Source organism: Aquabacterium sp. (assembly GCF_030652515.1).
In the GTDB taxonomy this organism is placed as follows: Bacteria; Pseudomonadota; Gammaproteobacteria; order Burkholderiales; family Burkholderiaceae_C; genus Aquabacterium.
In genome coordinates, this window is record NZ_JAUSAR010000062.1 from 1 (window position 1) to 26,508 (window position 26,508).

Sequence of the window (26,508 nt, forward strand, 5' to 3'; positions counted from 1 at the left end):
CGCCCATGCCGAAGCACAGTGAGCGCGTGGCGGCGGCAAAGCCCTTGGCGGGGCCGAACAGCCCGCCTCCAAACTCCAGCAGGGTGTGGTCCTGGTCGGGCAACCAGATTTCGGCGATGCGGATGAATGATGCTTTCATGCCGTTGGGTCGAGCAAGTTTCACGCCAAGCCGGGGTTTTCGGCGGCCTTGCGCAGCTTTGCTAAAGTGGGTTCATGCCCGACGAAGCCCCTTGCCAATTCCATGAAGCCCCTGACGCCCTGACCCTGGCACAGGACCTCGCCCATTTCGTGGCCGCACGCCTGCAAGAAGGCTTGAGCCAACGCGGGCAGGCCTTGCTGGTCGTGTCGGGCGGCAGCACGCCGGTCCCCTTCTTCCAGGCCCTGGCACAGACGGCTCTGGATTGGCCCCGGGTGAGCATCACCCTGGCCGACGAACGCTGGGTGCCGCCGGATCATGCCGACAGCAACGAGCGCTTGGTGAGAGCGCACCTTCTTCAAGGTTTGGCCAGCCAGGCGCGTTTTGTGCCGTTCAAATCGGCCGATGCCCTGGCGGTGGAAGGCGTGCCCAAGCTGGAGACCGCCCTGCAAGCCTTGCCCTGGCCGGCCGATGTGTTGGTGCTGGGCATGGGGGCGGATGCGCACACCGCTTCGCTGTTTCCTGGGTCCCCGCAACTGGCCGAAGCCCTGGATAACGCCCGGACGGCGCGTTGCCTGGCCATCACGGCCCCGTCCCTGCCCAATGTGCCCGTGGACCGCGTCAGTTTGAGCAAGCGGGCCCTGCTGGACACGCGTCATGTTGTGGTTCACATCACCGGTTCGGCCAAACGATTGCTGTTGGAGCAGGCCAGGTTGCCTGGCCCCGCCGACCACATGCCCATCCGGCTGGCCTGGTGCCGGACGAATATACCGTGTCACGTGTTTTATTCAAATTGATATTGCCCTGACAGACATATTATTACGGGAAACTACCCTTTCAATTCAGGATATTAATATGCGATAATGCGTTTGACGTTCTGTATTAGGGTATTCAAAATGTTTTCGATGGATGGTTATTTCTCGCTCCCCTTTGTGTTGCCATATGCACTTGCTTTCTGGGGCGTGCTCATCTGGGCTTATTACCTGGAGGGTGCGCAGCACAAGCGCAGCCAGCAAAGAATGGCCAAGCATGACGGGGCCGACAAGTACTCGGGCTTGGTGATCGCCATCGGCTCCACCGTTCTGCAACTCGCTGCATTTGGCCTGACCTTGTACGCCCCCTGGCGCGTCAGCGAGCCGGAAATCTATGTGTACTTCTGGGCTGGCCTGGCCCTGGTCGTGACGGGCATGCTGCTGCGCAAGCACTGCTGGCGCGTGCTGGGCGAGTTTTTCACCCCCACCGTCACCATCGCCAAAGAGCACAAGGTGGTCGACAAGGGTGCCTACAAGTGGGTTCGGCACCCTTCGTACTCTGGTGCCATCATGACCGCCGTCGGCGTGGGTCTGGCACTGGGCAACTATGGCAGCATCGCGGTCATGGTGCTTGGCCACATCGCCATCTACATCTACCGCATCGAAGCCGAGGAAACCGCGCTGGAACGCGCCCTGGGCGATGCCTACGCCAAGTTCAAAAGCAACCGCCGTCGCCTGATTCCTTTCGTTTATTGATCATTGACCTTGGCCCCGAGATGGGGCTAAGGCCAAGCACTCTGCAAGGCGGACGCCACCCCAGGCGCCCGCCTTATTTTTTGGCCTGCTCCATGGCGTGAAGCGCAGCCTTGCCCACGTCGTAGGCCGCGATCTCCACCGACTGGCCAATGGCGGGCGGTTGCAACTGGGTCACGCCGTTTTCCTTCCAAGCCAGGAAACGCCATGGGGCGGCCTGAACGGAGGAGGGGAAGCGGAACACGACGGTCTTGGGGGCGTGGTCTTCCGTGATCTCTTCCACCAGGACCGCGATGTCGCCCATCCGGGCGGTGTCGCCCACCTTGAAGGGCTGCTTCTGGAGATCGCGCGTGATGGTGCCGCGAAAGCCCGTGGGCACCGACAACTTTAGCGAGTTTTCATCCAGGCGCGTGAGTGTCATGGCCTGGTTGTTGGGCCCCAGGGCGCGCATGGTGGTGGGGTTGAGCAGGCCATGGTATTGGCGGATCAAAGGGATGTAGTAGATGCTTTCGGCCGAAGGCAGGTTCATGAGCAGGAAGTGCTCTGTCTGCCCTGCGCTGGTGTTGGGCATGGCCAATGGCGCTTGCGCCTCACCGGCCGCCCCCAGCGTTTTCATCACGGCCGAGGTGCCCACTTTGGCCACCGGGAAGATGACCAGGTGGATGAATCCCACCAACAAAACGATGTTCTTGGCGGAGCCCAGGCCCCAGCCGGTCAACTGGGTGCGATGGCGCCAGGCCATCAGCAAGATGATGGACAACAAGCCGCTGGCACCAATGTCGGAGTTGATGGTCAGCCGGTCAAACGGGTAGCCTGCACAAGCTGGGGCCAAGGCCAGGATGGAGCCCACGGCATAGAAGCGCGCCAGGGCCGAGCGAAACCCGCCCAAGGCGTGAATGGCATACGCCAGACCCAGCAGGGCCAAGGTGGCGGCGCCCGAGTACAGGTACTGTGTGGTGCGGCCGAGTTGCTCGAACATCACCGACGAGACGCCGAACCATTGGGCCACCATCAAGGCCGGCAGGCGCAAAGCCAGGCTCACGGCAAAGCCACTGGCGTTGGACGCCGGATCCACATAGCCTGGTGACCCGAAGCTGCCGTAACCCAGGTGGCTGTGCAGCGCCTTCCAGGCCAGCGCGATCACGATGAAGGGCAGCAGGGCCTTGAACCTGACCGCCAGTGATTTGCCCGGCTCCAGGAACAGGGCGTAGGCCAGCAGATAGCCCGCAGTTTGAATGGAGGCCTCGGCGCTGAACAAGCCCAGGACGAAGCTGGCGGCCGCCAGCCAGCCATGAAGGGCCGACCCGCCCTGGCGCCAATGGTGGTAGCCCAGCAAGGTCAGCACCATGAACAGGCCGGACAGCATTTGATTGCGGCTGGCCAGCCAGGCCACGGCGAACACGTGCAGCATGTTGCCAGCGAACAGCCAGGTGGCCAGCCCGGCTTGCTGCCGATCAGGGTCCAGGTCGCGGAACAACTTGCCGATCAGCAAGATCATCACGCCATACATGAGCAGGCTGTGCACGTGCATCAACACGGGTGAATCGGGCCACCATTGATAATCAAGTTGCTGGCTCAATTCCGCCAGGGGCCGCCAGAAGGCAATGCGCAAATGATCGTTGGCCCACCACACCAGCCTGCCCGAATCAATCATGGCCTGGTTGGCCATGGCGTTGCCATCGGCAAAAGTGAACAGGCCGAAAAAGGAGCCGGGTTGGGCATTGACCGACCTGCCCGTCAGCAGCGACCAGTGCAGGTAGTCATCGCCCAGAAGCCCCATGTTCATCGCGGGCGCGATCAGGAGCATTCCGACCAGGGCGGCCACAGGCACGCACCAGCGGCTAGAGAGAAATCTTCCCCACATGACCAAAATCCTTGGCAAATATTCTATTTTACCTTGATGATCCCCTGGGAAAGTCCCCCTCGGGGGTGGGTTTGTATTCTGGAAAAATCCTGTTCTTTTGGTTGATTGATTTTCGGAAGTTTCATGGGCAAGCCGCGTCGTACCCTGGTTTTTGGCAAACGTCTTCATTCTGGCGGGACCGCGCCACGGCAATATCTCACCGGCATCGATATCCTGCACGGGCATGTGTGCGTCCCGCTGATATTCGTCTACAAAAAGGGTTTCGACATTGCCCTGGCCGAACAAGGCCTGCTTGAAACGCTGAAACACTACCCGCTGGTTTCGGGTCGCTACAAGAAGGACGAGCAGGGCCAGGTTTACAGCGACGGGCAAGACCACGGCATCGACTTTCGGGTGTACCGCTGCGAGGGCAAGATGCCCTATGGCGAACACCACCCACTGGGCAAGGACATCAAGCATTTCTACAAGTCGTTCATGCCCTGGCAGGTCATCGACAAGGACTTGCCCTTGATCCAGGCCGACGTCCACCAGTACGAAGACGGCGGCATCGTGATGTGCGTGTACATGGTTCATTCCACATTCGATGGAACCAGTTTTTTCGGTTTCATGCTGAACTGGTCCAGGGCATGCCGTGGCCTCGCGATTGAAGTGCCTTCCTTTGACCGCGGCGTGATGATTGAAGCGGGCCAGACCGGCATCGACACCACGGGTTTCGATCTGGTTTACCAACCGCGCATCCTGGACGGCATCGGCCTCATGTCGCGGTTGGGCTGGCGGGCGCTGACCGAGGTCAGGAAAGAGATCTTCCGCATTCCTGCGCACGCCATCGAGTCCTGGAAAGCCCAGGCTCAGGCTGAGTTGGCAGACGCCAGCAGCGTGAACACAGGCAAGCTGGTCACCGCTTATGTACTGCGGGCGCTGTCACCGCTGATGCCACCTGGTGTGCCACGCAGCGTTGGCATGGCGCTGGACATGCGTTACGTGCGAGGCATGACCTTGCCACGCAACTATTTCGGCAATGGTTTGTGCTACGCCCAGGCTCACTACACCGAGCAGGAACTGGCACAGCAAAGCCTGTCGGTGCTGGCCGAGCGGTGCAAGCCGCCAGCTGATGAGGTCAGCGTCGCGACCGTGTCCAAGCTGTTGACCGTGGCCGAGCACCACCGGCAGAAGAAGTCCATCTGGCGCCTGATCTTCAAGCCTGCGGTGGACACCCTGGGCGGCGGGATCGTGCAAAACAACCTGTCCTTGCTGCCGATCTACGAGGTCGACATGGGCCGTGGCACGCCAGACTGGTACGAAACCTTCGCCATGACCATCCGCATGATGGCCCTGGTGTCGACACCGCAGAAAGACGGCGGCATTGACCTGCACATGGCCGCCAGCAAGGCTGAGCTTCGGGCCCTGCGGGAGCGGCTGCAGGCCGATGGCATTTCGGGCAAGGCTTGATGATGGCCATGGCGAAATTGCACACCACCCTGATCGTGGAAAAACGCCTCCATGCGGGCGTGACCGCAGCTCGGCAGTACCTGTCCGGCCTGGACATCTTCCACGCGCACGCCGGCATCCCGGTGGTGCTGGTCTACAAAAAGGGTTTTGACCTGGCGGCGGCCGAACAAGCCTTGATCGACACCTTGAAGCACTACCCCATCATGACCGGGCGCTACAAGAAAGACGAGCAAGGCCAGGTCTACGTGGACAGCAACGACGCGGGCATCGACTTCCGCGTGAGCCGCTGCGCGGGCAAGATGCCCTATGGGCCCGAGAACCCGGCGGGCAAGGACGACATCAAGCAGTTCTTCAAGCTGGTGCTGCCCTGGCAGGTGGTCGACAAGGACACGCCCCTGTTTCAGGTCAACATCTTCCAGTTCGAGGACGATGGGATCCTGATGTGCTGCTACGCGCCGCACTCGCTGCTCGATGGTTCCAGCTACTGGGGCTTCATGCAGAACTGGTCGAACGCCTGCCGCGGGCTGCCCGTCAAACCGCCATCATTCGACCGACAAGTCATGATCGACGCGGGCAAGACAGAGTTTGAGTCTGGCAGTTATGACCTGATGGTCGCGCCAGGCTGGTTCGACTACATCCGCACCATGCTGGGCCTGGGCTGGCGCGCGGTGACGGGCTTGAAGAGCGAAGTGATGCGGGTGCCCGCCCAGACCATCCAGCAATGGAAGGTGCAGGCCAAGGCTGAGATGCCGGAGTCGGCCGGCGTGAGCACGGTGGAGCTGGTCACGGCCTATGTGATGAAGGCGTTTTCACCCAGCATGCCGCGCGGCATGGCGCGCAGTGTGGGCCTGGTGCTGGACTTGCGCTACAAACGGCGCCTCAAGCTGCCGCGAGATTTTTTCGGCAACGCCCTGTGCTACGCCGAGGCGCGGTACAGCGAAGAAGATCTGGCCCAACAAAGCGTGCCCATGCTGGCCGAGCGCTGCCGCCCCAACAACGACCAGGTCGGCACCGACAGCTTGTTCAAGATGCTGGCGCTGACCGAAACGTACCGGCAAAAGAAGGCGGTGTGGAGGCTGATCTTCAAGCCCACCATCGAGACCTTGCGCGCCGGTTTGATCCTGAACAATGTGATCCAGCTGCCCATCTACGACATCGACCTGGGGCGCGGCACGCCCGACTGGTACGACATCTGCCCCATGACCATCCGCATGCTGATGGTGGTGAACACGCCGCAAAAAGATGGTGGGGTGGACCTGCACGTGACGGCTCGAAAGGCAGAGTTGAAGGCGCTGCGGGCCAGTTTGAAGGCCGACGGGATCTCGGGCTGAAGCTGAAACAGGCCGCGCGCTGATTCGCGCCCAGACTCGGTCAGTGTGGCAGCTTCACCGACCGGGCTTTTTCCAGCAGCAAGGCATGGCCCGATGGGCGCAGGAAGCCGTCGCTCAGGAGCTTGTCCGCGTGCTGCTTGTAGGCCTGAAGGTAGGCCGCATCGCTGGGGTAACGTGAGCGCAAAACCTCTGCATCCAAGGGCTTGGCGGTGCCGCCCGCAATGCAGGCAAAGCCCACCCAGAAGCCCAGCGAATTGGTCGGCCCGTTGTTGAACATGCCATAACTGGCCGTGGGCACATCCAGCTCCGGCAGGCGCAGGCCCCCCATGGCATTGCCCAGGTCATCGTCTTTCACAAAGCCCAGGCTGGTGCGTTGCAGGCGGGGTGCTTTGGGTGGCGGTGTGCCGGTGGTGATCCAGTGGCGCAAAGCGTGCAAGGCGGCATGGTCAAACACCTGGGTGGGCAGGGTGCTGGAAGGGTTGAAGCACTTGGGCGTGGTCAGCTGGGCATCGGCCTGGCTGGCGATCAGCGACTCATCGCGCATGTGCAGGTCGAAGTGGGTGCCGCCCGCGACTTCCCAATAACGCAGCTTGTCGCTGTCCGGTGTCTTGGACAGCGGCCAGCTCACCGCCACCTCCATCTCGGTCTGGACCTGCATCAGGGGCACCTTCGAGTCGGTGCGCACCTTGGGCATCACGATGTTGATGTGCCAGCCGTTGACCTGGATGGCGGCTGGGGTGGCGCCGCGCATGTAGAACCCGTCGTAGGCGTTGCTGCGTGGTTGGAAAGCGTTGATGAAGGTGAAGAGGAAGGAGGCCGATTTGGAATAGCCCATGCCCACCAGCTTGACCTGGGTATTGGCGCTGCCCCATTGCCCGGCGGCCTGACGGATGGCCACCGCCGCGTGGTCATAGATGTCAAAGGAATAGTCGCTGTCGCTGACCACCGCTTGTGCATAGCGCTCGGGGTTGGCCTTCTTGAGCGATTTCACGCTGGCCGCTTCAGCGCTCACGCCGACCCAGGCATAGCCTTCGCGCTCGATCTCGTCGCGGGTGACCATCCAGCCACCATCCACGTCAAAGCCCAGCGAGGTGTTCAGCCATTCGACCAAGACGATGCCGTTGAAGCGGGCCGGGTCTTTGGGGCGGCGCACCAGCACGCGGGTCTCGTAGGCTTGGGGTTCACCGCGTTTCTTGAGCTTCCAGTGGCCGTCGTCGTTCCAGTCGCCATCGGTGGCATAGGCCTGGGATTGGCCCCGCAGGCGGAACTCTTCTTCCAGGTAGCCCGCGGTGGCGAGTTGCGCCTGGCGGCCGGTGACCGGCCTGCCGGCGGCCGAGGGCAGCAGTGTGTGTGCGGTGGCTGTCGCTTCAACCTTGCTGGCCGTGGGCGCCTGGGCCAGGGCCGTGCAGGCGGTGTGGGCCAGGGCCACGCACAGCAGCAGGCCGCGCAGCAAGGGGGTCAAGCTTGGCGCAAGCACTCGATGATGCTCAATTGACCAGCGCGCCAGGCGGGCACGAAGCCACCCAGGAAGCCCATCAGCAAAGAGAAGGACATGGTCTGGACGGCCACGTTCCAGGTGAACTTGAAGCGGAAGGCCATCTCGGCGAAGGTCTGGTAATTCAGGGTCGAGATGTTGACGGTTTGCATCAGCGAGGCCGCCATCAGGCCCACGATACCGCCCACCAACGCCAGGCCCAGTGACTCGCCCAGGAAGGCCAGTAGCACGGCTTCACGGCGGAAACCCAGAGCCCGCAGGGTGCCGATCTCGCCAATGCGCGAGGCCACGGCTGCGAACATGGTGATCATGGCGCCGACGATGGCGCCGATCGAGAAAATCACCGACAGCGACAAGCCCAACAGCTTGATGAACTTGGTCATGCCTTCGGACTGCTCGGCGTAGAAGCGGGCTTCCAGCTTGGCGTCGAGCTGCAGTTGAGGGTCATCGGCAATGGCCTGGCGGATGCCGTTGAAGGCTTCGATGCTGGCCAGCTTGAAGACGATGCTGGCATACACCGCGCGCCGGAAAGCCTGCATGACCTGGTCAACGTCGCCCCATATCTCAGAGTCGAAGCCGCTGCGCTCGGCGTCAAAGATGCCGACCACGGTCCATTCGCGGCCCGCCATTGTGATGGTGTGGCCCAGACTCATGTTGGCAAAGCCTCGGGCCACGGCGCGTCCGACCACGATCTCTGAGGTGCCGGGGCGGAACATGCGGCCTGCCACCAGCTTGACCTGCGGCCGGATGGCCAGGCCGATCTCCGAGGTGCCACGCAGCGTCACGTTGGCCATTTCGAGCGTGTCGCGCTTGGGCAGGTTGTTGAGCACGGCCACTTCGCGCGACACCAGTCGGCGCCCCTGGTTGTCGGTGGCGATGCCAGGCATGGCGTCCAGGTTGCTGGCCTGCGAGCGCGTGATGGCGGAGTTGATCTCGGCACCCGCGCCCTTGCGCAGGATGAGCACGTTGTCTGGCTGGCCTGTGGCCACCATGGTCTCGTTGATGCCTTCGCTCATCATCAGCACGGTGGCGAACACGAAGACCACCAGGGCCATGCCGCCTGCGGTGAGGATCGTGGTGACGCGGCGCACCCACAGGTTGCGCATCACGTAGGAAAGGGGGATGGCTCTCATTGTTGCCGCCCCATCAGGCCACGTGGCGCAAGCCTTGGACGATGTCGATGTTCGACATCTTCCAGGCGGGCCAGGCGGCGGAGATCAGGCCCACGATCAAGGCCGCTGCAGCTTGGTAGATCATGGTGGTTTGCGACACCTCGAACACCTTGAACAGGTTGTTCGTCTGGTGCAAAAAGCCGATCGCCAGCGGAAAAGTCGCGGCAATCCCGATGGCGCCACCGATGGTGGCGATCAGCAGGCTTTCACCAAACAGCAGCTTCACCACGAAGGCTGGCGAAAAGCCCAGCGCCTTGAGCGTGGCGTATTCGGCCAGGCGTTCGCGCGCGGTCATGGTCATGGTGTTGGCCATCACGGCCATGATGATCAGGATGACGACGAAGCTCACGGCGCGCACAGCCATCAAAATCGCTTCGCTCATCGAGACGATGCCCAGCTGGAAGGCCTTTTCGGTCTCGGTGCGGGTCTCGGCCACCGAATTCTTGAACATCGCGTCGATCTCTTGCGAGATGGCCGAGGCCCGACCCGGATCCTTGATGTTCACCATGTAGATGCCCACCTGGTTGGCGGCGGCCGTGCCCAGGCGCTGGCGCACACTTTCGGCCAGCAGACCCCAGTGCATCATCATCAAGCTTTCGTCGGTTCGGGCGTCGGTGGCGTGGTAGATGCCCCGGATGTTGAAGTTCCAGTTGCCGGGGTAGATCGTGCCGCTCAGCGGAATGGTGTCGCCCACCTTCCAGCCAAAGCGCTGCGCCAGCTTGCGGCCGATGATCGCGCCCTGGCGGTCGGCCATGAAGGCAGACTTTTCCTCTTCGCTGATGATGTACTCGGGGTACATGGTGAAGTAGCTGTTGCCATCGACCGCGAAGCGCGCGAAGAAGTTGCGCCGGTCGATGTAGATGCCGCCAAACCAGTTGACCCAGGTCACGCCGGTGACGCCTTCGATCTTCTTGATGCGTTCGGCGTAATACAGGGGCAGGGGGTAGCCCACCGAGATGGCGCTGCGGGTGATCAGGCGGGTGTTGGAGGTGCCGTCCACACCGGCGTACCAGGCATCGACCACGGTGCGCAGCAGGCCGAAAGCACTGATCGCCACGATCAGGCCGACCATGGTCAGCAGCGTGCGCAGCTTGTGCCTGAAGGCATTTTTCAGCAGCAACTTGAAGAGGAACATGTACTACTTGGCCTCTTCCAACTCAATGCCCGCTGGCGCCGGGGTCGGTCACCAGCACACCCTTTTCAAGGTGGATCATGCGGCTGGCGCGCGAGGCGGCCTTGGGGTCGTGGGTCACCATGACGATGGTCTTGCCCAGGTCGCGGTGCAACTCGTCCATCAGCTTGAGGACTTCTTCGCCGGTGGCGCGGTCCAGGTCACCGGTGGGCTCGTCGGCCACGATCAAGGTTGGGTCGGTCACCAGGGCGCGGGCGATGGCCACGCGCTGCTGCTGGCCGCCAGACAATTCGTTGGGGTAGTGGTCCATGCGGTCGGACAGCTTCACCATGGCCAGGCAGGCCTCCACGTGGTGTTTGCGCTCGCGACGGCTCAGGTTGGTCAGCAGCAGGGGCAGTTCCACATTCTCATAGGCGGTGAGCACTGGCATGAGGTTGTAGAACTGGAAAATGAAGCCCACGTTGGCGGCGCGCCAGTCGGCCAGGGCACTTTCGTCCAGGGTGGCAATGTCCACGCCGTTGATCTTGATGGTGCCCGAGCTCGGCTGGTCAATGCCGGCGATCAGGTTGAGCAAGGTGCTCTTGCCCGAACCGCTGGGGCCCATCAGCGAGACGAACTCGGCGCGTTCCACTTCGAGGTTGATGTCCATCAGGACGGGGATGGGCTGACCGCCACGCGTGTAGGTCTTGGTCAGGTGGTCGATGCGGATGACGGGATCGCGCTTGCCTGCGGTATCACTCATGATGGGCTGTGGCTGCTCTGTTCAAGGCGTACCGATGCTGACGCGCGAGCCGTCTTTCAGGCGGGCGGGCGGGTTGGTCACCAGCTTGTCGCCGGATTTGACGCCACCAGCGATTTCGCGCAGGTCACCCAGCTTGCGGCCGGGGCGAACGCTCAACTCTTCCACGGTGGACGAGCCACTTTCGCCAGCTTTGACGCGGTAGACGACGCTGGCGCCATCCTTGCCTGCGATGGCCGCGTTGGCCACGGCCAGCACGGGTTGCTGATCGGCATCGGTGATGGCCTGCGACAGGAAGCTCACCTTGGCGCTCATCTCGGGCAGGATGCGGGTGTCCAGCTTGTCAAAGCGGATCTTGGTCATGACCGTGGCTTTGGCGCGATCCACTGTGGGGACGATGCCCGACACGTGGCCACGGAAGCGCACGGAGGGAAGGGCGTCCAGCGTGATCTCGACGGGCTGGCCCACCTTGGTCTTGGACAGGTTGCCCTCGGACACGTCGGCCTCGACTTCCAGGGTGCTCATGTCGGCCATGGTCACCACGGCGCCTTGGGCGCCAGCGGCGCTGGACATGGGGGTGATGATGTCGCCCACGTTGGCATTCTTGACCAGCACGACGCCGTCAAAGGGCGCGCGGATCTCGGTGTAGTCCAGGCCAACCGTTTGCACCTTGACCTGAGCACGGGCCTGCTCCAGCGCGGCCTTGGCGGCCGACAGGGCGGCAAAGGCGGCCTTGTTGCGGCTCACGGTGGTTTCAACCGATTGGGGCGACAGGAAGCCCTGGGCTTCCAGTCCACGGGCGCGGGCGGTTTCGGCGCGCGCATTGATCAGCTGGACGTTCGATTGCTCGACATTGGCCTCGGCCTGGTGAACGGCGGCTTCAGCCCCGAGGATGCCGGCCTTGATGTCGCTGGCGTCCAGACGGGCCAGCAAATCGCCCTTCTTGACGTGCGAGCCTTCGCGCACATTGAGCTCGATCAGACGACCAGAGGCCTTGGAGGCCACGGCAGCGCGGCGCTGGGCCACGACATAACCGGAGGCCGTCAACTGCACGTATTGTTGCGAGGGGGTGCTCATCACCACGGTGGTGGTGGTGACCTCGGCCGTGCGTGGCACCAGGAAATAGGCGGCAACGCCCAGCACGGCAGCCCCGCCAAGCACCCATGGCAGGATGCTTTTTTTCTTTTTCACCGAAGCTTGAACACCTCTATCAATCTTGAGTTTGGACAGGGCCGAAGGGACGGGTACATCAGTCATGGTGTTGCAACGGGTAAAGAAGGCGATTTTGCACTGTCCTGTGATCCCTAACGCTAATCGTTGTGCCGACCCTTGAATCGATGGGTCCGCGGGTTTCCTGGGTGGACAAATGCTTCGGTGTGTGTTTACGCCTGCTGGGCGTGTGCTGGTTCTGGGGTGGGATTCTGGATTCGGTGGGCGACAAAGGAGGGGGTCTCGTCCGAGGGCAGGTGGCGCGGCAAACTCAGGCCCAGGTGGGCTTCGACCTCGGCGATGCACCCGTCTTCTGTGCCCCTGGCCAGGAATCCGGCGGCGATCAGCGAGCGAACGTACAGCTTGTTGTAGAAAAATGCCAGCAGCACGTTGCTGACACTGAAGGTGAGCGCGCCACCAACGACGACCAGCAGGCACAGCTTCCATTCGCGCTGGTACATCGGGAGCAGGGCACCAAACTGCAGCAAGCGCCAGTTGAACCCGATCGGCGCCGTGCGTGTGATGCCCGTTCGAGGGTGTTCAAAGGTGATGAAGTTTTGCGTCATCGCTGGGTGCCGAAACCGGGTGGCGAGGGTGTTTCAAAGGCTGCTTGGAGTCTACGGCACAGGGTGCGGCGCCACTCTAGGGGATTGCGTGGTCGCTTGTTCAAGGGATGAGTGTTCGGGCGGAGTTCACGGGTGCGAAGGGCAACGTGGCGCAGGGCGCAAAATGTGCACCATCGTGGCCCATAACTTGCTGGTGTCACACAGACGCCTGCACACTGGTGCAGGCCAGTCCTTTCCGGAGATCAGTGTGTCCATTCACGTCGCCCTCAATCACGTCACACATTACACCTACGACCGCCTGGTCAATCTGTCTCCTCAAGTGGTGCGTTTGCGCCCAGCGCCTCATTGCAGAACCCGGATCCTGTCTTACTCGCTGAAGGTCGAACCTGCCAATCACTTCGTCAACTGGATGCAGGATCCCTTCTCCAACCATTTGGCCAGGTTGGTGTTTCCTGAACAGACGCAAGAGTTCAAGATCACGGTGGACCTGGTCGCCGAGATGGCGGTCTACAACCCCTTTGACTTTTTCCTGGAGCCCGAGGCCGAGAACTATCCCTTCTCGTATGAGGCGGGCCTCAAGCACGATCTGGCGCCTTACCTGGTCAAAGATCCCGCCACGCCGCTGTTCCGGAAATTCGTGGACAGCATCGACCTCAAGACGGTTCGCACCATCGACTTCCTGGTGGGGTTGAACCAGCGCCTGCAAGGCGACATCAGCTACACCATCCGCATGGAGCCCGGCGTGCAGACGCCCGAGCAGACGCTGAGCTTGAAATCCGGCTCCTGCCGTGACACGGGCTGGCTGCTGGTTCAGACCTTGCGGCACCTGGGCCTGGCCGCGCGTTTTGTGTCCGGCTACCTGATCCAGCTCAAGGCCGACGTGGCGGCGCTGGATGGCCCATCGGGCACCGATGTCGATTTCACCGACCTGCACGCCTGGTGCGAGGTTTTCCTGCCCGGCGCCGGCTGGATCGGGCTGGACCCGACCTCGGGCCTGATGGCCGGTGAAGGCCACATCCCCGTGGCCTGCACGCCCGAACCCACCACCGCCGCACCCGTCAGCGGCGCGGTGGATGAGTGCGAAGTGAGCTTCAGCCACGAGATGGGCGTCACGCGCATTTACGAGTCGCCGCGCGTCACCAAGCCCTACTCAGCCGAGCAATGGCAGGCCATTGATGCTTTGGGCCACGATGTTGATCAACAGCTCAAGAACAGCGATGTGCGCCTGACCATGGGCGGCGAGCCCACCTTCGTGTCGGTCGATGACCGCGAGGGCGAAGAGTGGAACACCACGGCCATGGGCCCCACCAAGCGAGGCCTGGCCACGACCCTGGTGCATAAGCTTCGCGAGCGTTATGGCAAGGGTGGTTTCCTGCACTTTGGCCAGGGCAAGTGGTACCCGGGCGAGCAGTTGCCGCGCTGGGCCCTGTCCATCTTCTGGCGCACCGATGGCGAGCCTTGCTGGCACGACCCCAGCCTGTTCGCCGATGAGCAGAATGGTGTGAGCTACAACAGCGACGACGCCAAGCTCTTCGTCGAGACGCTGGCCGCCAAACTGGGTGTGGGCACCAAGCACATCCTGCCTGGCTATGAAGATGCCTGGTATTACATGTGGCGCGAGCGTCGTTTGCCCATCAATGTCGACCCTTTCGACACGCGCCTGGAAGACGAGATGGAGCGCCTGCGCCTGCGTCGCGTGTTCGACTATGGCCTGGACAAGACGGTGGGCTACGTGCTGCCGCTCAAGCGCGAGTCCGCCGCGATGATGGACGCGCCGCGCTGGATCAGCGGCCCCTGGTTCTTCCGCGATGGGCGCATGTACCTGGTGCCGGGCGATTCGCCCATGGGCTATCGCCTGCCGCTGGATTCGCTGCCCTGGGTGTCGGCCGAGCAATACCCGTACAGCTACGAGCACGATCCCTTCGCACCGCAGGCGGCTTTGGCGCCTGCTGCGCAACTGAAGGCGCAGTATGGGCGCCATCAGATGCAGTTGGATGCGGGCTTGCCGACCAAGGGTGAACTGGGTCTGGGGGCGGGTGCCGCCTCGGGCGCCGATGGACATGGTTTGACGATCACCGGTGATCCGGGACGCGCGCCCAACCGGTTCGAGTCCGCCCATTGGGTCACGCGCACGGCCTTGTGCGTCGAGGTGCGCAACCCCGACCGCAGCAATGGCCCCAAGGTGGAAGCGCACGGCAAGGGCGGTGGCGTGATGTACGTCTTCATGCCGCCCTTGACGGTGCTGGACGACTACCTCGATCTGCTCGCTGCGGTCGAGGCCACGGCCACTGATTTGGGCATGCAGATTGTGCTGGAGGGCTATCCGCCACCGCGCGATGGCCGCTTGAAGCTGCTGCAAGTCACGCCCGATCCCGGCGTGATCGAGGTCAACATCCACCCGGCCTCCAGCTGGGAGCAGTTGGTTGATCACACCGAGTTCCTGTACCAGGCCGCGCACGAAACGCGTTTGTCGACCGAGAAGTTCATGGTCGATGGCCGCCACACGGGCACGGGCGGTGGCAACCACTTCGTGCTGGGCGGTGCCACGCCGTCCGACAGCCCCTTCCTGCGCCGGCCCGACCTGATCCCCAGCCTGCTGACCTTCTGGCACAACCACCCCTCGCTGTCGTACATGTTCTCGGGCATGTTCATCGGGCCCACCAGCCAGGCACCGCGGGTGGACGAGGCGCGCACCGACCAGGTCTATGAAGTCGAAATCGCCATGCGCGAGATCGAGCGTCAGGTCGAGGTGTGGGGCCATTGCCCTCCGTGGTTGATCGACCGTGCGCTGCGCAACTTGTTGATCGATGCCACCGGCAACACGCACCGCAGCGAGTTCAGCATCGACAAGCTCTATTCGCCGGACGGCCCGACGGGTCGCCTGGGGCTGCTGGAGTTGCGTGCCTTTGAAATGCCGCCCCATCCCCACATGAGCCTGGTGCAACAACTGTTGTTGCGTGCCCTGTTGTGCTGGTTCTGGCGCGAGCCCTACAAGGGCCATGGCGCGCAGCGCCTGACGCGTTGGGGCACCGGCCTGCACGACCGCTTCCTGCTGCCCAGTTTTGTCGAACAAGACTTTGACGATGTGCTGACCGAGCTGTCGCAGGCGGGCTTCAATTTCGATCCGGCCTGGTTTGCGCCGCACTTCGAGTTCCGCTTCCCTTACGTGGGCGAGGTGGCGGCCGGTGGTGCGCGCATGACGGTTCGCACGGCGCTGGAGCCCTGGCACGTGATGGGCGAAGAAGGCTCGCCCGGTGGCACGGTGCGCTATGTCGACTCGTCGCTGGAGCGCCTGGAAGTGCGCGTCACGGGCCTGAATGGCAACCGCCATGTGGTCACCGTCAACGGCCACGTCCTGCCCTTGCATCCCACGGGTCGCGTGGGTGAATACGTGGCGGGGGTACGTTACCGCGCCTGGCAGCCGCCATCGTGCCTGCACCCCACCATCGGCTCCGACGCGCCGCTGACCATCGACCTGGTCGACAGCTGGCAAAAGCGTTCGCTGGGCGGGTGCCAGTACCACGTGGCCCACCCGGGCGGACGCAACTACGACACCTTCCCGGTCAATGCCTATGAGGCGGAAAGCCGGCGTTTGTCACGCTTCTTCCGCATGGGGCACACGCCGGGTGTGATGTCGGTCAAGCCGCTCAAGCCGGGCATTGAGCACCCGCTGACGCTGGACTTGCGCACGGCCAAGATTGGCGGGGTTTGACGGCAAAACCTGGTTGGGCGGCATGTGACTTTTTGGCTAACCCTTGGTCAAAATCTTGCATGCCTCTTTGACAATACGGGCATCTCGCGCCAAGCTGCCCTTTTCATTGCCTCCCAATGCCATCCTCCTTGCAGTTGTTTGACGATGACCCGGATCAGCCAACTGCCGCTGAGGCACTGCTGCGCCGAGCGCGGCCGGTAGAGGCCGGGCATTACGACGATCTTCGTGATGCCGATGGCCAACTTCGCCCAGGCTGGGAGGCCTTTGCAGGCCACCTGGGCGGCTCCCTGGATGACTTGGGCCAGCGGCAAGCCTTGCTGGCCAGGCAGATCCAGGAAGACGGTGTCACTTACAACATTTATGGCGCGCAGGGGGCGGCATCGCGCCCCTGGTCCCTGGAGGTCTTGCCCCGCTTGATCGAACCCCAGGATTGGCGTTTGATCGAACAAGGCGCGGCCCAGCGCGCCAGCCTGCTCAACCAGATCGCGGCCGATGTGTATGGCGAGCAAAAGCTGCTCAAGGATGCCTACCTGCCAGCGGCCTTGGTGCTGGGGCACCCAGGTTACCTGCGCGGCCTGCATGGTGTCAAGCCGCTGGGGGGCGTGTACCTGCACGTGGTGGCCTTCGACATGGTGCGCGCGCCTGATGGCGCCTGGTGGGTGGTGTCGCAGCGCACCGAGGCCCCGTCCGGCCTGGGTTACGTCATGCAGAACCGCCTGATCGTCTCGCGCCTGTTCCCCGATGCGTTCCGCGCCATGAGCGTGCAGCACCTGGCCAGTGGTTTTCGCCGCCTGCTCGAGACCTTGCAGACTCTGGCCGAGCCTTGCGCCAATGGCCAGTCGCCACGCCTGGCCCTGCTCACCCCAGGCCCCTACAACGAAACCTATTTCGAGCACGCCTACCTCGCGCGTTACCTGGGCCTGCCCCTGGTGGAAGGTGGCGACCTGACCGTGCGCGATGAACGCCTGTACCTCAAGACGGTGCAGGGCCTGGAGCCCATCCATGGCCTGCTGCGCCGCCTGGATGACGACTATTGCGATCCCCTGGAGCTTCGCAGTGATTCCACTTTGGGCGTGCCGGGTTTGATGCAGGCCGTGCGGGCGGGCAATGTGGTCATGGCCAATGCCCTGGGCACGGGCTTCCTGGAATCGCCCGCCGTGCATGGCTTCCTGCCAGCCTTGTCGCGCCACCTGCTGGGCAAGGAGTTGATGCTGCCCTCATTGCCCACCTGGTGGTGCGGCGAGCGCGCGGCCTGGCAGGATGTCAAGGCCGACCTGGGCGAACAGGTCATCCGCCCCACCTATCCTTTTGGCAGCATGCCCTTCGATGCCGTGGTCGGTCCCACCCTGGACGCGGCGGCGCTCAAGGCCTGGAGCGCGCGCATCGAGCGTGACCGTGCCGCCTACACCCTTCAGAACTTTGTGCCTTACGCGCAGTTGCCGGTGTGGTCGCAAGGGCAGTGCAGCATGCGCGGCGCCTCGTTGCGGGTCTACGCCCTGGCCGATGGCAAAGGCGGCTGGCAAGTGTTGCCCGGCGGCATGACCCGCATCGCCACGCGAGACTCGGGCCCCGTGTCCATGCAATTGGGCGGCAGCAGCCTGGACACCTGGGTCATCACCGATGGGCCGGTGGACACGTTCTCGATGCTGCACCAGTCGCTGCATGTGGAAGACCTGGTGCAGCGCCAGCGCCCCGTGGCCAGCCGCATGGGCGAAAGCCTGTTCTGGATGGGCCGCTACACCGAGCGCACCGAGTTCCAGCTTCGCCTGGTGCAAGGCTTGTCCAGTGTGCTGGCCGATGACGACGAGACCGACCCCGCCGTGCTGGAGGCCCTGTCCGACCTGGCCCGCATCAATGGCCTGGTGCCAGAGGGCACGCCCAGCCTGACCAAATCACCGCGCGTGTTCGAGCGCGCCACCGTCGAGGCGCTGGGTGATGCCCGGGCCGAGCAGGGCGCCCACAGCCTGGCCTACAACCTGGGCGCGCTTGAGCGCTCGGCACAAGCGCTGCGCGAACGTTTGTCGCCCGAGCATTGGCGGCTGCTGCGCGCATTGGGTGACAACTTCCGCCAACGTTTGCTGGGCCCCGAAAGCGGCGACCAGCCCGACCTTGAAGACGAAGACGAGGCCGACAACTTGCCCGACCTGGTGAATGTCCGCGAAGCACTCGACCACCTGGCCATGCAATTGGCCGCCGTCACCGGCTCGCAAACTGACCGCATGACCCGCGACGCTGGCTGGCGCCTGCTCACCGTGGGCAGGTTGCTCGAGCGCTTGGTCAGCTATGCCGGCATCCTGCAGGCTTTCTGGCAGCGTGAAGCCATGCACACGCCGCAGGGCTTTGACTTGTTGCTCATGCTGTTTGACAGCGCCATCACGTTCCGCGCGCGCTTCCAGCGTCGCCTGGAGCTGCCGGCCTTGCTGGCCATGCTGGTGATCGACGAAACCAATCCGCGTTCTATGGCCTGTGTGCTGCGCCGCTTGCGCACCGAGCTGGGCAAGCTGCCCGACCGTGCGGGCCCCAAGGAAGACCTGTTGGCCTTGTTGCCCCAGGAAGGCGTGGGCGTAACATTGGAAGAGCTGTGCGAACCCGAGCTGGGCAACGCCGCCTTGCAGGTCCTGGCGCAGCGCCTGACGCACGCAGGCTGGCTCTTGTCCGACGAGTTGGGCCGACGTTACTTTGCCCACTCGGAACCGACCGAACAGATGGTGAGCGCGTGACGACCGATCTGACTGTTTCCGCCCAACGCCTGACCGTCGAGCATGAGACCCTGTACCGCTATGCCCGCGCGGTGGACATGGCCCAGCACATCGCCTGCCTTCGGCCCCTGTCCGACGAAGGCCAGGTGCTTGAACAGTTCGAGATGAGCGTCAGCCCCTTGCCTGCGCAGCACAGCACGCGCCGAGATGCCTTTGGCAACAGCCGCGCGTATTTCGCCATCAACGCGGCGCACAAGGAACTGAAGGTGGTGGCCCGCAGCCAGGTGCAGGTGAGGGCCCGTTACCAGGGCTTGGACCCGGCCAAAGGCGCCACCTGTGGTGAGGTGCGCGAGTTGCTCACCTACCGCGCGGAGGCACCTTTTCAGAGCGCCAGCGAGTTCGCCTACGCCTCCCCCTACGTGCCAACGCACGACGAGCTGCGCGACTATGGTGCCCAGTCCTTGAAGGACGATCGCCCCTTGGCCGAAGCCGTCATCGAGCTGATGAACCGCATCCACGCGGACTTCACCTACGCGCCAGCATCCACCGACATTTCCACCCCGATCCTGGCGGTTTTCGACCAGCGCAAGGGTGTGTGCCAGGACTTTGCGCACCTCATGCTGGGATGCCTGCGGGCCTGTGGATTGGCGGGGCGTTACGTCAGCGGTTACTTGCTGACCTTGCCGCCCGAAGGTCAGGCGCCACTGGTGGGCGCCGATGCCTCCCATGCTTGGGTCAGCGTGTGGTGCCCCGGCTTGGGGCTGCCCGCTGGCGATTGGCTGGATCTGGATCCCACCAACGATTGCGTGCCCGACACGCACCACGTTCGGGTGGCCCACGGCCGCGATTTCGGCGACGTCACCCCCTTGCGCGGCGTCATCCGTGGGGGTGGAAAACACACCTTGTTGGTGCGCGTCACGACGCGCTTGGTGAAAGAGGGTCTCAAAGAGTTGACGCAAGCACCAAAATAGAACGATATTGCACCGAGATGTGGCTTGCCGCCCGAAAGCTGTGCCATGCCTGAGCCCCGCCTCCAAGGGTTGGCACACTCCATGCATTACTTTGTCAGACCGCTGTTTTCAAGGGACTCCCTGACGGGACGAAGTCAATGAGATTCTTCGACGAAATGCACGTCAACAGCGCCCAAGTGCGCGACCATTACCAGGTCTATGACCGCTGGTTGGCCAAGCAGCCCCGCGACGTGATGCGATCACGCCGCGAAGAGGCCGAGATGATTTTCCGCCGGGTCGGCATCACCTTCGCGGTGTATGGCGACAAGGACGAAACGGGGGCTGGCAATGAGCGGCTGATCCCCTTCGACCTGATCCCACGCATCATCCCGGCCGATGAATGGCGCGAGATGGAAAAAGGCTTGCGCCAGCGTGTGACCGCCTTGAACCGATTCCTGGAAGACGTGTACCACGGCCAAGAAATCCTCAAGGCCGGCGTCATCCCGCCTGAGCCCGTGCTCAACAACGCGCAGTTCCGCAAGGAAATGATGGGCTTGAAGGTGCCGGGCGGCATCTACTCCATCATCTCCGGCATCGACATCGTGCGTGCCTGCAACCCAGATGGCTCGGGCACCTACTACGTGCTGGAAGACAACCTGCGCGTGCCCAGCGGTGTGAGCTACATGCTTGAAAACCGCAAGATGACCATGCGCCTGTTCCCGGAGCTGTTCTCGGAGCACCGCATCGCCCCGGTCGCGCACTACCCCGATTTGCTGCTCGACACCCTGCGGTCCGTGGCCCCCGCTTCGGTCAACGAACCCACGGCCGTGGTGTTGACCCCGGGCATGCACAACTCGGCCTACTTCGAGCATGCTTTCCTGGCGCAGCAGATGGGCATCGAGCTGGTCGAAGGCGCCGACATGTTCGTCAAGGACGACTTCGTCTACATGCGCACCACGCGTGGCCCGCAACGCGTGGACGTCATCTACCGACGTGTCGATGATGACTTCATGGACCCGGAGGTTTTCCGCAAGGATTCAACCCTGGGTGTGCCCGGCTTGCTGCGCGCTTACCGTGCCGGCAACGTCACCCTGGCCAACGCCATCGGCACTGGCATCGCCGATGACAAGTCGATCTACCCCTATGTGCCCAAGATGATCGAGTTCTACCTGGGCGAGAAACCGATTCTGCAAAACGTACCGACCTTTTTGGGCCGCGACAAGAACGACCTCAAGTACGTGCTCGACAACCTGAAGGATCTGGTCGTCAAGGAAGTCCACGGCGCGGGCGGTTACGGCATGTTGGTGGGCCCGGCGTCCACCACGGCCGAGATCGAAGAGTTCCGCCAACAGCTGCTGGCCAACCCCAGCAACTACATCGCGCAGCCCACCTTGTCGCTGTCCACCTGCCCCACGTTCGTGGAGTCGGGCATCGCGCCTCGCCACATCGACCTGCGGCCTTTTGTGCTGTCAGGCAAGACCGTTCAGATGGTGCCTGGTGGGCTCACCCGCGTGGCCCTGAAAGAAGGCTCCCTGGTCGTCAACAGCTCACAAGGCGGTGGCACCAAGGACACATGGGTTCTGGAAGCATGAGGAGGATCCCACCATGCGTTACGACGGCTCTCGCGCTCAAAGTCAGCCCCCCGAACCACCAGACGACAGCACCCCGGCCGACCGGCTGGAACCACGTCTGAACCTCCACACTCCACACACGGAGTCTCGAATGCTTTCTCGCACCGCCGACCACCTCTTCTGGATGGCCCGCTACATGGAGCGGGCTGAAAACACAGCCCGCCTGCTCGATGTCAATTACCAGACGTCGCTTTTGCCCCAGTCCGACGCCTCGGCGATGCAGGGCTGGAAGGGCTTGCTGGGCATCAGCGAGTTGAGCGCGGAGTACCAGAAGCGTTTTGACAAGATCACCGCGCGTGATGTCATGAGCTTCATGGTCAGCGATGCCAACAACCCGTCCAGCATCCTGAGTTGCCTGAGGGCTGCGCGTGAAAATGCGCGCGCCGTGCGCGGTGCCCTGACCACCGAGGTCTGGGAGACCACCAACCAGACCTGGCTGGAGTTCAATCGCCTGCTGAGCACGGGTGCGCTCAAGAAAGACCCGGCCGAATTGTTCGAGTGGGTCAAGTTCCGCTCGCACCTGTCGCGCGGGGTCACGCTCGGCACCATGCTGCAGGACGAGTCTTTCCACTTCCAGCGCATTGGCACCTTCCTGGAAAGGTCAGACAACACGGCGCGTTTGCTGGACGTGAAGTTCCACAGCCTGGACACCGAATTTTTCGGCTCAGGCGTTGGCAATGAGTCCAAGGAAGTTGATTTCTACCACTGGTCGGCCGTGCTGCGCAGCGTCTCGGCCTTCGAGGTTTACCGCAAGGTTTATCGCAATGTGATCCGGCCGGAGAAAGTGGCCGAGCTGCTCATCCTGCGCCCCGACATGCCCCGGTCTTTGCTGGCCAGCATGAACGAAGTGGTCAGCAATCTGCGCGCCGTGGCCAACGATCAAAGCGACGACACCCTGCGCCGTGCGGGCCGCCTGCGTGCCGACCTGCAATACGGTCGGATCGACGAAATCCTGGCCACTGGCCTGCACGCCTACCTCACGCAGTTCCTGGACCGCGTGGGTGACCTGGGCTATGGCATCAGTCGTGATTTCCTGATGCCGGAGTGATGCGGTTTCAGCGTGAAGGCAGTGGTGGGTTGTTCACCAAGGCCTTGGCGAAGTCCGTGCCGATGACGGTTGAGCCTGCGGCGGTGGGATGGTTGGTGTCCCAGAACAGGTATTTGTCGGGGTTGGCGCACACCGGGCCGGGCACGCCCGGAAACACCGGGGTATAGCAAGGCTCCGTCACGTTGTTGCCCTCAGCTGCAGCTTGAGCCATGCGCACCTGCGAGTAGGTGTAGGTCTCGAAGGTGTGCACGCGGGCCTGCGGGTACTTCCTGGCAAAAGCTTTGAGTGTGCTGGTCAGCACGGTGGCGAACTCGGCGCTGCGCGCCTTGGCATTGACCAGGTAGTTGCTCAGGGTCTTGTTGTGATCGTGCGCGGAAGGCGTGATGCTCAGGTCGGGCATCTGTGGCACAAAGAAGTGGCGTGCGCCACGCTTGTACAACTTGGTCATGCCTTCGTTGACGTGGTTGGCGATCTGGTAGGTGGTGAGCTTGTTGAAGATGTTGCCATCCGCGTAGTAATCGTCCGGGCCGGTCCACAACACATACAAGGCATGGCCATCCACGGGTGTTTGAGGGCTGGGCTGGTTGTCCAGAAAATCCTGGATCTGCTTGAGCATGCCTTGCTGCATGCCATAGACCGGCATCAGGTTGTTGTGGCCCGAGCGGGCTCCGGCAAAGGCGTAGTTCACCAAGGGAATGTTCAGCGCATTGGTCATGGCCTCGATCACCACGACGCCATCCGAGAATCGCCCACGCTTGCTGGGCGCGTCGGGCATGGCACGGCCTCCGTGGTGTTCCAGGCTGTCGGCCAGGTTGCCGGTGTCACTCATGCTGTCACCGAACGAGATGGCCTGGGTGTAGCTGTTGGCGAAAACCTCTGCCGGTGGCGTGGGGGCCAGGGGCACAGGCCGCAAGCGGATGGCTTGCTTGATGGTCAACATGCGCAGCCCTTCGGAATAGGGCTTCACGGTGGGGCCAAAAGCGCCAAGGATGGTGTTCCAAACCAGGGGACTTGCGCCCACGAGGTAGGCGGTGGCTGGCGTGAGAACAACGCTGCTGGCCTGGCCCGTGATCGCCAGTGCCAGCGGCGGTAGTTGCAGTTGCTGCGCCAGCGCGCCGGTCGATGCGATCAAGCTTGCGGCCGGGAACATCCAGGCTGCCAATGTGCTGATGGTGAGCTTCATTTCGTCCTTGGGTGAGTCAATTTTTGACAATGTTACCTTCCAGAACGAAAAAAGCCGAGCGGTCAAGCTCGGCTTTTGGCGACACCTTGGTGGGTGTTCACTGAGCAGGTGGCACGTAGCCTTGCACCTGGTCGCCACCACCACCAAAGAAGAACTGCTCCATCTGGCGTGCCAGGTATTGGCGTGCCCGTGCGTCGGCCAGGTTCAGGCGGTTTTCATTGACCAGCATGGTCTGATGCTTGAGCCACATTTGCCAGGCTTCCTTGCTGACCTCGTTGTAAATGCGCTTGCCCAACTCGCCGGGGTAGGGCGCGTAGTCCATGCCTTCGGCTTCTTTTTTGAGGTGGGTGCATTGAATGGTGCGTGCCATGGGTCTGATTTCCAGGAAAAAGTGGGGGCGATTCTCGCGCAACCTCCAATGGTACGAGGATTGGCGGCGTCTGTTCAACCATGGGGCTGTTGGTAAAGCTCATGGGCACCCAAAAATCAGGGTGATTTTCATGGAACGATATGAAGATCCCATCAGGAGACTTTGGATGAAATGTGATTCATGGAGCGCCCTGAGCATGCTGGGTGTGTGCCTCGCCATGGCCGCTTGTTCTTCGGCGCCCCCATCAGCGCCCACCCGGGCGATGCTCGCGCCAGTCAACCCAAACTGTGGTTTGAGCGCGGCGCCCAATGGCGAGCTGGGCCTGAGTTGCCTGCTCACCGGGCCTCTGGCCGATACCCAGGTAGACGCCGAGCGCCCGGGCAACACTGCTTGCAGCGGTGACAGTTTTTCGATCTTCAAGCAAAGCGTCAGCACGCCGATCTGGTTGGTGCATGGTCAGAAAGGCGACGATGGGCCCTTGCGGGTTCGGGTGGGGGGCAGCTTGGGCCCGGGCACGCACCTTGGCAAAATCGGCAAGTCTGCCGGCAACGATTGCGATGCCATCGTCGGGCCTGTGGCCAGCCTGGCGACCCAATATGGTGGCACCTATGTGGCCATGGTGGACAAGACCCAACGGCCCGCTTGTGTGTCCCAGTCCCGTTTGATCCTGAGCGCCTTCACTCAGAAGCTGTCCGTGGCTTTGCCGAAAGACCTCGGCGGTGTGACCCGCGAGAGCACCACCGATGCGATGCAGAAGCGGCTTGATCTGGAGGTGGCCACGCAGGTCAACCAGTATCTTCAACCTGGCCAAGCCTTGCCAGATGTCGTGGTGAGCCGCCATGGCCGCTGTCCCGATGGCTTCAGAACCTTCATCGGAAACTGAGTTGCCCAGGCCCGCGGGCCTTGAGCCTGGCTACTTGAGCGGCTTGACCAGCACCTGCGAGCGCCGGTCCCACTTGTAGTGGCGCTTGCGCGCTTCGGGCAACCAGGCAGGGTCGACCGGGGCAAAGCCGCGCTTGATGAACCAGTGCATGGTTCGCGTGGTCAGCACGAACAGCGATGACACGCCCATGGCGCGGGCACGTTGCTCGATGCGCTTGAGGATGCGCTCGCCGTCGCCCTGGCCTTGCACATTGGGTGACACGGTCAAGGCGGCCATTTCTGCGGTGCCTGACTCCGGGTAGGCGTGCAGGGCGGCGCAGCCAAAGATCACGCCGTCGTGTTCGATCACGGTGTACTGCGACACATCGCGTTCGATCTCGGTGCGGCTGCGCTTGACCAGCGTGCCGTCTTGCTCGAAAGGCTCGATCAGTTGCAGGATGCCGCCCACGTCATCGGGCGTGGCCTCGCGCAGGCTTTCCAGCTTCTCATCCACGATCATGGTGCCCACGCCATCGTGGGTGAACACCTCCATCAGCAGGGCGCCATCGACCTTGAACGGGATGATGTGCACGCGCTCGACCCCACCTTCGCTGGCCTTGACGGCGTGCTGCAGGTAGAAGGCCGTGTCGGTGGGCTGCATGGGGTTGGGCAGGGTGGCCACCAGGCGTTTGGCATCGGCCAGCGCCAGCTCCTGATCGATCTCGTCGTCGTTGTTTTGCGTGGCTTCCAGTTCTACCGCTTTGTCGGGGGCCTGCACCACGCTTTGCAAGATGCCGCGCACTTCGGTCACAAAAATCAGCTTGTCGGCCTGCAGGGCGATCGCGGCGCTGGTGGCCACGTCTTCCATGCTCAGATTGAAGGCCTCGCCGGTGTGCGAGAACCCAAAGGGCGACAGCATCACCATGGCCCCGGTGTCGATGGCGCGCCGCACCGGCATGGCGTCTATCTTGCGGACCAGGCCGGTGTGCATGAAGTCCACGCCGTCCACGATGCCCACGGGGCGTGCCGTGACGAAATTGCCGGAGATGACGCTGACCGAGGCCCCGGCCATGGGCGTGTTGGGCAGACCCAGCGAAAACGCGGCTTCGATTTCGTAGCGCAACTGGCCAGCGGCCTCTTGCGCGCAGTCCAGCGCCACCGAATCGGTGATGCGCATGCCATGGCTGAATTTGGATTCCTGGCCCTTGGCGCGCAGTTGCTCTTCAAGTTGCGGGCGGAAACCGTGGGCCAGCACGATCTTGATCCCCATGGCGTGCATCAGCGCCAGGTCTTGCACAAAGCTTTCCAGCTTGCCGGCGGCGATCAGCTCACCCGACAGCCCCACGACGAAGGTTTTGCCGCGGTGCGCATGGATGTGTGGTGCCACGGAGCGAAACCAGGGCACGAAGGTGTGGGGGAATACCAGGTCCATGAAGGCGGGCAGCGGTCGAGCGCT

General features: G+C 62.8%; 20 protein-coding genes. 10 read left to right on the plus strand and 10 right to left on the minus strand.

What is annotated here, in order from left to right; all coding sequences use genetic code 11:
• The first annotated feature begins 213 nt into the window (after nucleotides 1-213).
• Nucleotides 214-933 (plus strand): 6-phosphogluconolactonase, encoded by a 720-nt coding sequence (pgl, locus tag Q7V20_RS07375; RefSeq protein ID WP_304788718.1) that lies wholly within the window; start codon nucleotides 214-216, stop codon nucleotides 931-933.
• Between the two features lie 99 nt (nucleotides 934-1,032).
• The gene (locus tag Q7V20_RS07380) at nucleotides 1,033-1,644 is read left to right on the plus strand and encodes an isoprenylcysteine carboxylmethyltransferase family protein (RefSeq protein WP_304788720.1); all 612 of its coding nucleotides are present in this window, start codon (nucleotides 1,033-1,035) and stop codon (nucleotides 1,642-1,644) included.
• A 73-nt stretch (nucleotides 1,645-1,717) separates the two neighbouring features.
• Here the strand turns inward: Q7V20_RS07380 and Q7V20_RS07385 are convergent, their stop codons facing one another.
• Nucleotides 1,718-3,505: a hypothetical protein gene (locus Q7V20_RS07385; RefSeq protein ID WP_304788722.1), complete on the minus strand. Its 1,788-nt coding sequence runs from the start codon at nucleotides 3,503-3,505 to the stop codon at nucleotides 1,718-1,720.
• 123 nt (nucleotides 3,506-3,628) lie between these two features.
• Here Q7V20_RS07385 and Q7V20_RS07390 point away from each other — a divergent pair, with 123 nt between their 5' ends.
• Nucleotides 3,629-4,954 carry an acyltransferase gene (locus tag Q7V20_RS07390; RefSeq protein WP_304788724.1) on the plus strand — a complete coding sequence of 442 codons (1,326 nt, stop codon included), beginning with the start codon at nucleotides 3,629-3,631 and terminating at the stop codon, nucleotides 4,952-4,954.
• Between the two features lie 8 nt (nucleotides 4,955-4,962).
• Complete coding sequence (locus Q7V20_RS07395; RefSeq protein ID WP_304788726.1) at nucleotides 4,963-6,285, plus strand: acyltransferase; 1,323 nt, start codon at nucleotides 4,963-4,965, stop codon at nucleotides 6,283-6,285.
• Nucleotides 6,286-6,325: 40 nt separating this feature from the next.
• Here Q7V20_RS07395 and Q7V20_RS07400 read toward each other — a convergent pair whose 3' ends face one another.
• From Q7V20_RS07400 to Q7V20_RS07425, 6 genes are all read right to left on the minus strand, one after another.
• On the minus strand, nucleotides 6,326-7,747 hold the full coding sequence (locus tag Q7V20_RS07400) for an alpha/beta hydrolase domain-containing protein (RefSeq protein WP_304788728.1): 1,422 nt from the start codon (nucleotides 7,745-7,747) through the stop codon (nucleotides 6,326-6,328).
• Nucleotides 7,744-8,913, minus strand: a complete 1,170-nt coding sequence (locus Q7V20_RS07405; protein WP_304788730.1) for an ABC transporter permease — start codon at nucleotides 8,911-8,913, stop codon at nucleotides 7,744-7,746. Before Q7V20_RS07405 ends, Q7V20_RS07400 begins: the two co-directional genes overlap by 4 nt.
• A 13-nt stretch (nucleotides 8,914-8,926) precedes the next feature.
• A complete protein-coding gene (locus tag Q7V20_RS07410; RefSeq protein WP_304788732.1) occupies nucleotides 8,927-10,087 on the minus strand; it encodes an FtsX-like permease family protein in 1,161 nt (386 codons plus the stop codon).
• 22 nt (nucleotides 10,088-10,109) lie between these two features.
• Nucleotides 10,110-10,826 carry an ABC transporter ATP-binding protein gene (locus Q7V20_RS07415; RefSeq protein WP_304788734.1) on the minus strand — a complete coding sequence of 239 codons (717 nt, stop codon included), beginning with the start codon at nucleotides 10,824-10,826 and terminating at the stop codon, nucleotides 10,110-10,112.
• 21 nt (nucleotides 10,827-10,847) lie between these two features.
• Nucleotides 10,848-12,080: an efflux RND transporter periplasmic adaptor subunit gene (locus Q7V20_RS07420; protein ID WP_304788736.1), complete on the minus strand. Its 1,233-nt coding sequence runs from the start codon at nucleotides 12,078-12,080 to the stop codon at nucleotides 10,848-10,850.
• 125 nt (nucleotides 12,081-12,205) lie between these two features.
• Nucleotides 12,206-12,598, minus strand: coding sequence for a hypothetical protein (locus tag Q7V20_RS07425; RefSeq protein WP_304788737.1), 393 nt, complete (start codon nucleotides 12,596-12,598; stop codon nucleotides 12,206-12,208).
• A 247-nt stretch (nucleotides 12,599-12,845) separates the two neighbouring features.
• On the opposite strand from Q7V20_RS07425, the gene Q7V20_RS07430 reads away from it, so the two are divergent.
• The 5 genes from Q7V20_RS07430 (at nucleotide 12,846) to Q7V20_RS07450 (ending at nucleotide 22,638) form a co-directional block, all read left to right on the plus strand.
• A complete protein-coding gene (locus Q7V20_RS07430; protein WP_304788739.1) occupies nucleotides 12,846-16,310 on the plus strand; it encodes a DUF2126 domain-containing protein in 3,465 nt (1,154 codons plus the stop codon).
• 116 nt (nucleotides 16,311-16,426) lie between these two features.
• Entirely contained in the window at nucleotides 16,427-19,030 is a 2,604-nt protein-coding gene (locus Q7V20_RS07435) for a circularly permuted type 2 ATP-grasp protein (protein WP_304788740.1), read from the plus strand.
• Nucleotides 19,027-19,980 (plus strand): transglutaminase family protein, encoded by a 954-nt coding sequence (locus tag Q7V20_RS07440; protein WP_304788743.1) that lies wholly within the window; start codon nucleotides 19,027-19,029, stop codon nucleotides 19,978-19,980. Before Q7V20_RS07435 ends, Q7V20_RS07440 begins: the two co-directional genes overlap by 4 nt.
• Before the next feature lie 137 nt (nucleotides 19,981-20,117).
• Nucleotides 20,118-21,551, plus strand: a complete 1,434-nt coding sequence (locus Q7V20_RS07445) for a circularly permuted type 2 ATP-grasp protein (RefSeq protein ID WP_304788744.1) — start codon at nucleotides 20,118-20,120, stop codon at nucleotides 21,549-21,551.
• A gap of 130 nt (nucleotides 21,552-21,681) precedes the next feature.
• Nucleotides 21,682-22,638: an alpha-E domain-containing protein gene (locus Q7V20_RS07450; RefSeq protein ID WP_304788746.1), complete on the plus strand. Its 957-nt coding sequence runs from the start codon at nucleotides 21,682-21,684 to the stop codon at nucleotides 22,636-22,638.
• A 7-nt stretch (nucleotides 22,639-22,645) separates the two neighbouring features.
• Here Q7V20_RS07450 and Q7V20_RS07455 read toward each other — a convergent pair whose 3' ends face one another.
• Together Q7V20_RS07455 and Q7V20_RS07460 are read right to left on the minus strand one after the other, a co-directional pair.
• Complete coding sequence (locus tag Q7V20_RS07455; protein WP_304788747.1) at nucleotides 22,646-23,821, minus strand: SGNH/GDSL hydrolase family protein; 1,176 nt, start codon at nucleotides 23,819-23,821, stop codon at nucleotides 22,646-22,648.
• Between the two features lie 97 nt (nucleotides 23,822-23,918).
• On the minus strand, nucleotides 23,919-24,191 hold the full coding sequence (locus Q7V20_RS07460) for an oxidative damage protection protein (RefSeq protein ID WP_290659268.1): 273 nt from the start codon (nucleotides 24,189-24,191) through the stop codon (nucleotides 23,919-23,921).
• 166 nt (nucleotides 24,192-24,357) lie between these two features.
• Here Q7V20_RS07460 and Q7V20_RS07465 point away from each other — a divergent pair, with 166 nt between their 5' ends.
• Nucleotides 24,358-25,074: a hypothetical protein gene (locus tag Q7V20_RS07465; RefSeq protein ID WP_304788751.1), complete on the plus strand. Its 717-nt coding sequence runs from the start codon at nucleotides 24,358-24,360 to the stop codon at nucleotides 25,072-25,074.
• Nucleotides 25,075-25,104: 30 nt separating this feature from the next.
• Here Q7V20_RS07465 and argA read toward each other — a convergent pair whose 3' ends face one another.
• Nucleotides 25,105-26,484 carry an amino-acid N-acetyltransferase gene (gene argA / locus Q7V20_RS07470; RefSeq protein ID WP_304788753.1) on the minus strand — a complete coding sequence of 460 codons (1,380 nt, stop codon included), beginning with the start codon at nucleotides 26,482-26,484 and terminating at the stop codon, nucleotides 25,105-25,107.
• Nucleotides 26,485-26,508 lie beyond the last annotated feature (24 nt).

What these genes read in the sequence shown, in the direction of transcription:
- Q7V20_RS07410 (WP_304788732.1), bottom strand. Translation starts at nt 10,087, where the DNA reads ATGTTCCTCTTCAAGTTGCTGCTGAAAAATGCCTTCAGGCACAAGCTG.
- Q7V20_RS07445 (WP_304788744.1), top strand. Translation starts at nt 20,118, where the DNA reads ATGAGATTCTTCGACGAAATGCACGTCAACAGCGCCCAAGTGCGCGAC.
- pgl (WP_304788718.1), top strand. Translation starts at nt 214, where the DNA reads ATGCCCGACGAAGCCCCTTGCCAATTCCATGAAGCCCCTGACGCCCTG.
- argA (WP_304788753.1), bottom strand. Translation starts at nt 26,484, where the DNA reads ATGGACCTGGTATTCCCCCACACCTTCGTGCCCTGGTTTCGCTCCGTG.
- Q7V20_RS07405 (WP_304788730.1), bottom strand. Translation starts at nt 8,913, where the DNA reads ATGAGAGCCATCCCCCTTTCCTACGTGATGCGCAACCTGTGGGTGCGC.
- Q7V20_RS07460 (WP_290659268.1), bottom strand. Translation starts at nt 24,191, where the DNA reads ATGGCACGCACCATTCAATGCACCCACCTCAAAAAAGAAGCCGAAGGC.
- Q7V20_RS07380 (WP_304788720.1), top strand. Translation starts at nt 1,033, where the DNA reads ATGTTTTCGATGGATGGTTATTTCTCGCTCCCCTTTGTGTTGCCATAT.
- Q7V20_RS07415 (WP_304788734.1), bottom strand. Translation starts at nt 10,826, where the DNA reads ATGAGTGATACCGCAGGCAAGCGCGATCCCGTCATCCGCATCGACCAC.
- Q7V20_RS07385 (WP_304788722.1), bottom strand. Translation starts at nt 3,505, where the DNA reads ATGTGGGGAAGATTTCTCTCTAGCCGCTGGTGCGTGCCTGTGGCCGCC.
- Q7V20_RS07455 (WP_304788747.1), bottom strand. Translation starts at nt 23,821, where the DNA reads ATGAAGCTCACCATCAGCACATTGGCAGCCTGGATGTTCCCGGCCGCA.
- Q7V20_RS07420 (WP_304788736.1), bottom strand. Translation starts at nt 12,080, where the DNA reads ATGACTGATGTACCCGTCCCTTCGGCCCTGTCCAAACTCAAGATTGAT.
- Q7V20_RS07465 (WP_304788751.1), top strand. Translation starts at nt 24,358, where the DNA reads ATGAAATGTGATTCATGGAGCGCCCTGAGCATGCTGGGTGTGTGCCTC.
- Q7V20_RS07450 (WP_304788746.1), top strand. Translation starts at nt 21,682, where the DNA reads ATGCTTTCTCGCACCGCCGACCACCTCTTCTGGATGGCCCGCTACATG.
- Q7V20_RS07395 (WP_304788726.1), top strand. Translation starts at nt 4,963, where the DNA reads ATGGCGAAATTGCACACCACCCTGATCGTGGAAAAACGCCTCCATGCG.
- Q7V20_RS07390 (WP_304788724.1), top strand. Translation starts at nt 3,629, where the DNA reads ATGGGCAAGCCGCGTCGTACCCTGGTTTTTGGCAAACGTCTTCATTCT.
- Q7V20_RS07425 (WP_304788737.1), bottom strand. Translation starts at nt 12,598, where the DNA reads ATGACGCAAAACTTCATCACCTTTGAACACCCTCGAACGGGCATCACA.
- Q7V20_RS07435 (WP_304788740.1), top strand. Translation starts at nt 16,427, where the DNA reads ATGCCATCCTCCTTGCAGTTGTTTGACGATGACCCGGATCAGCCAACT.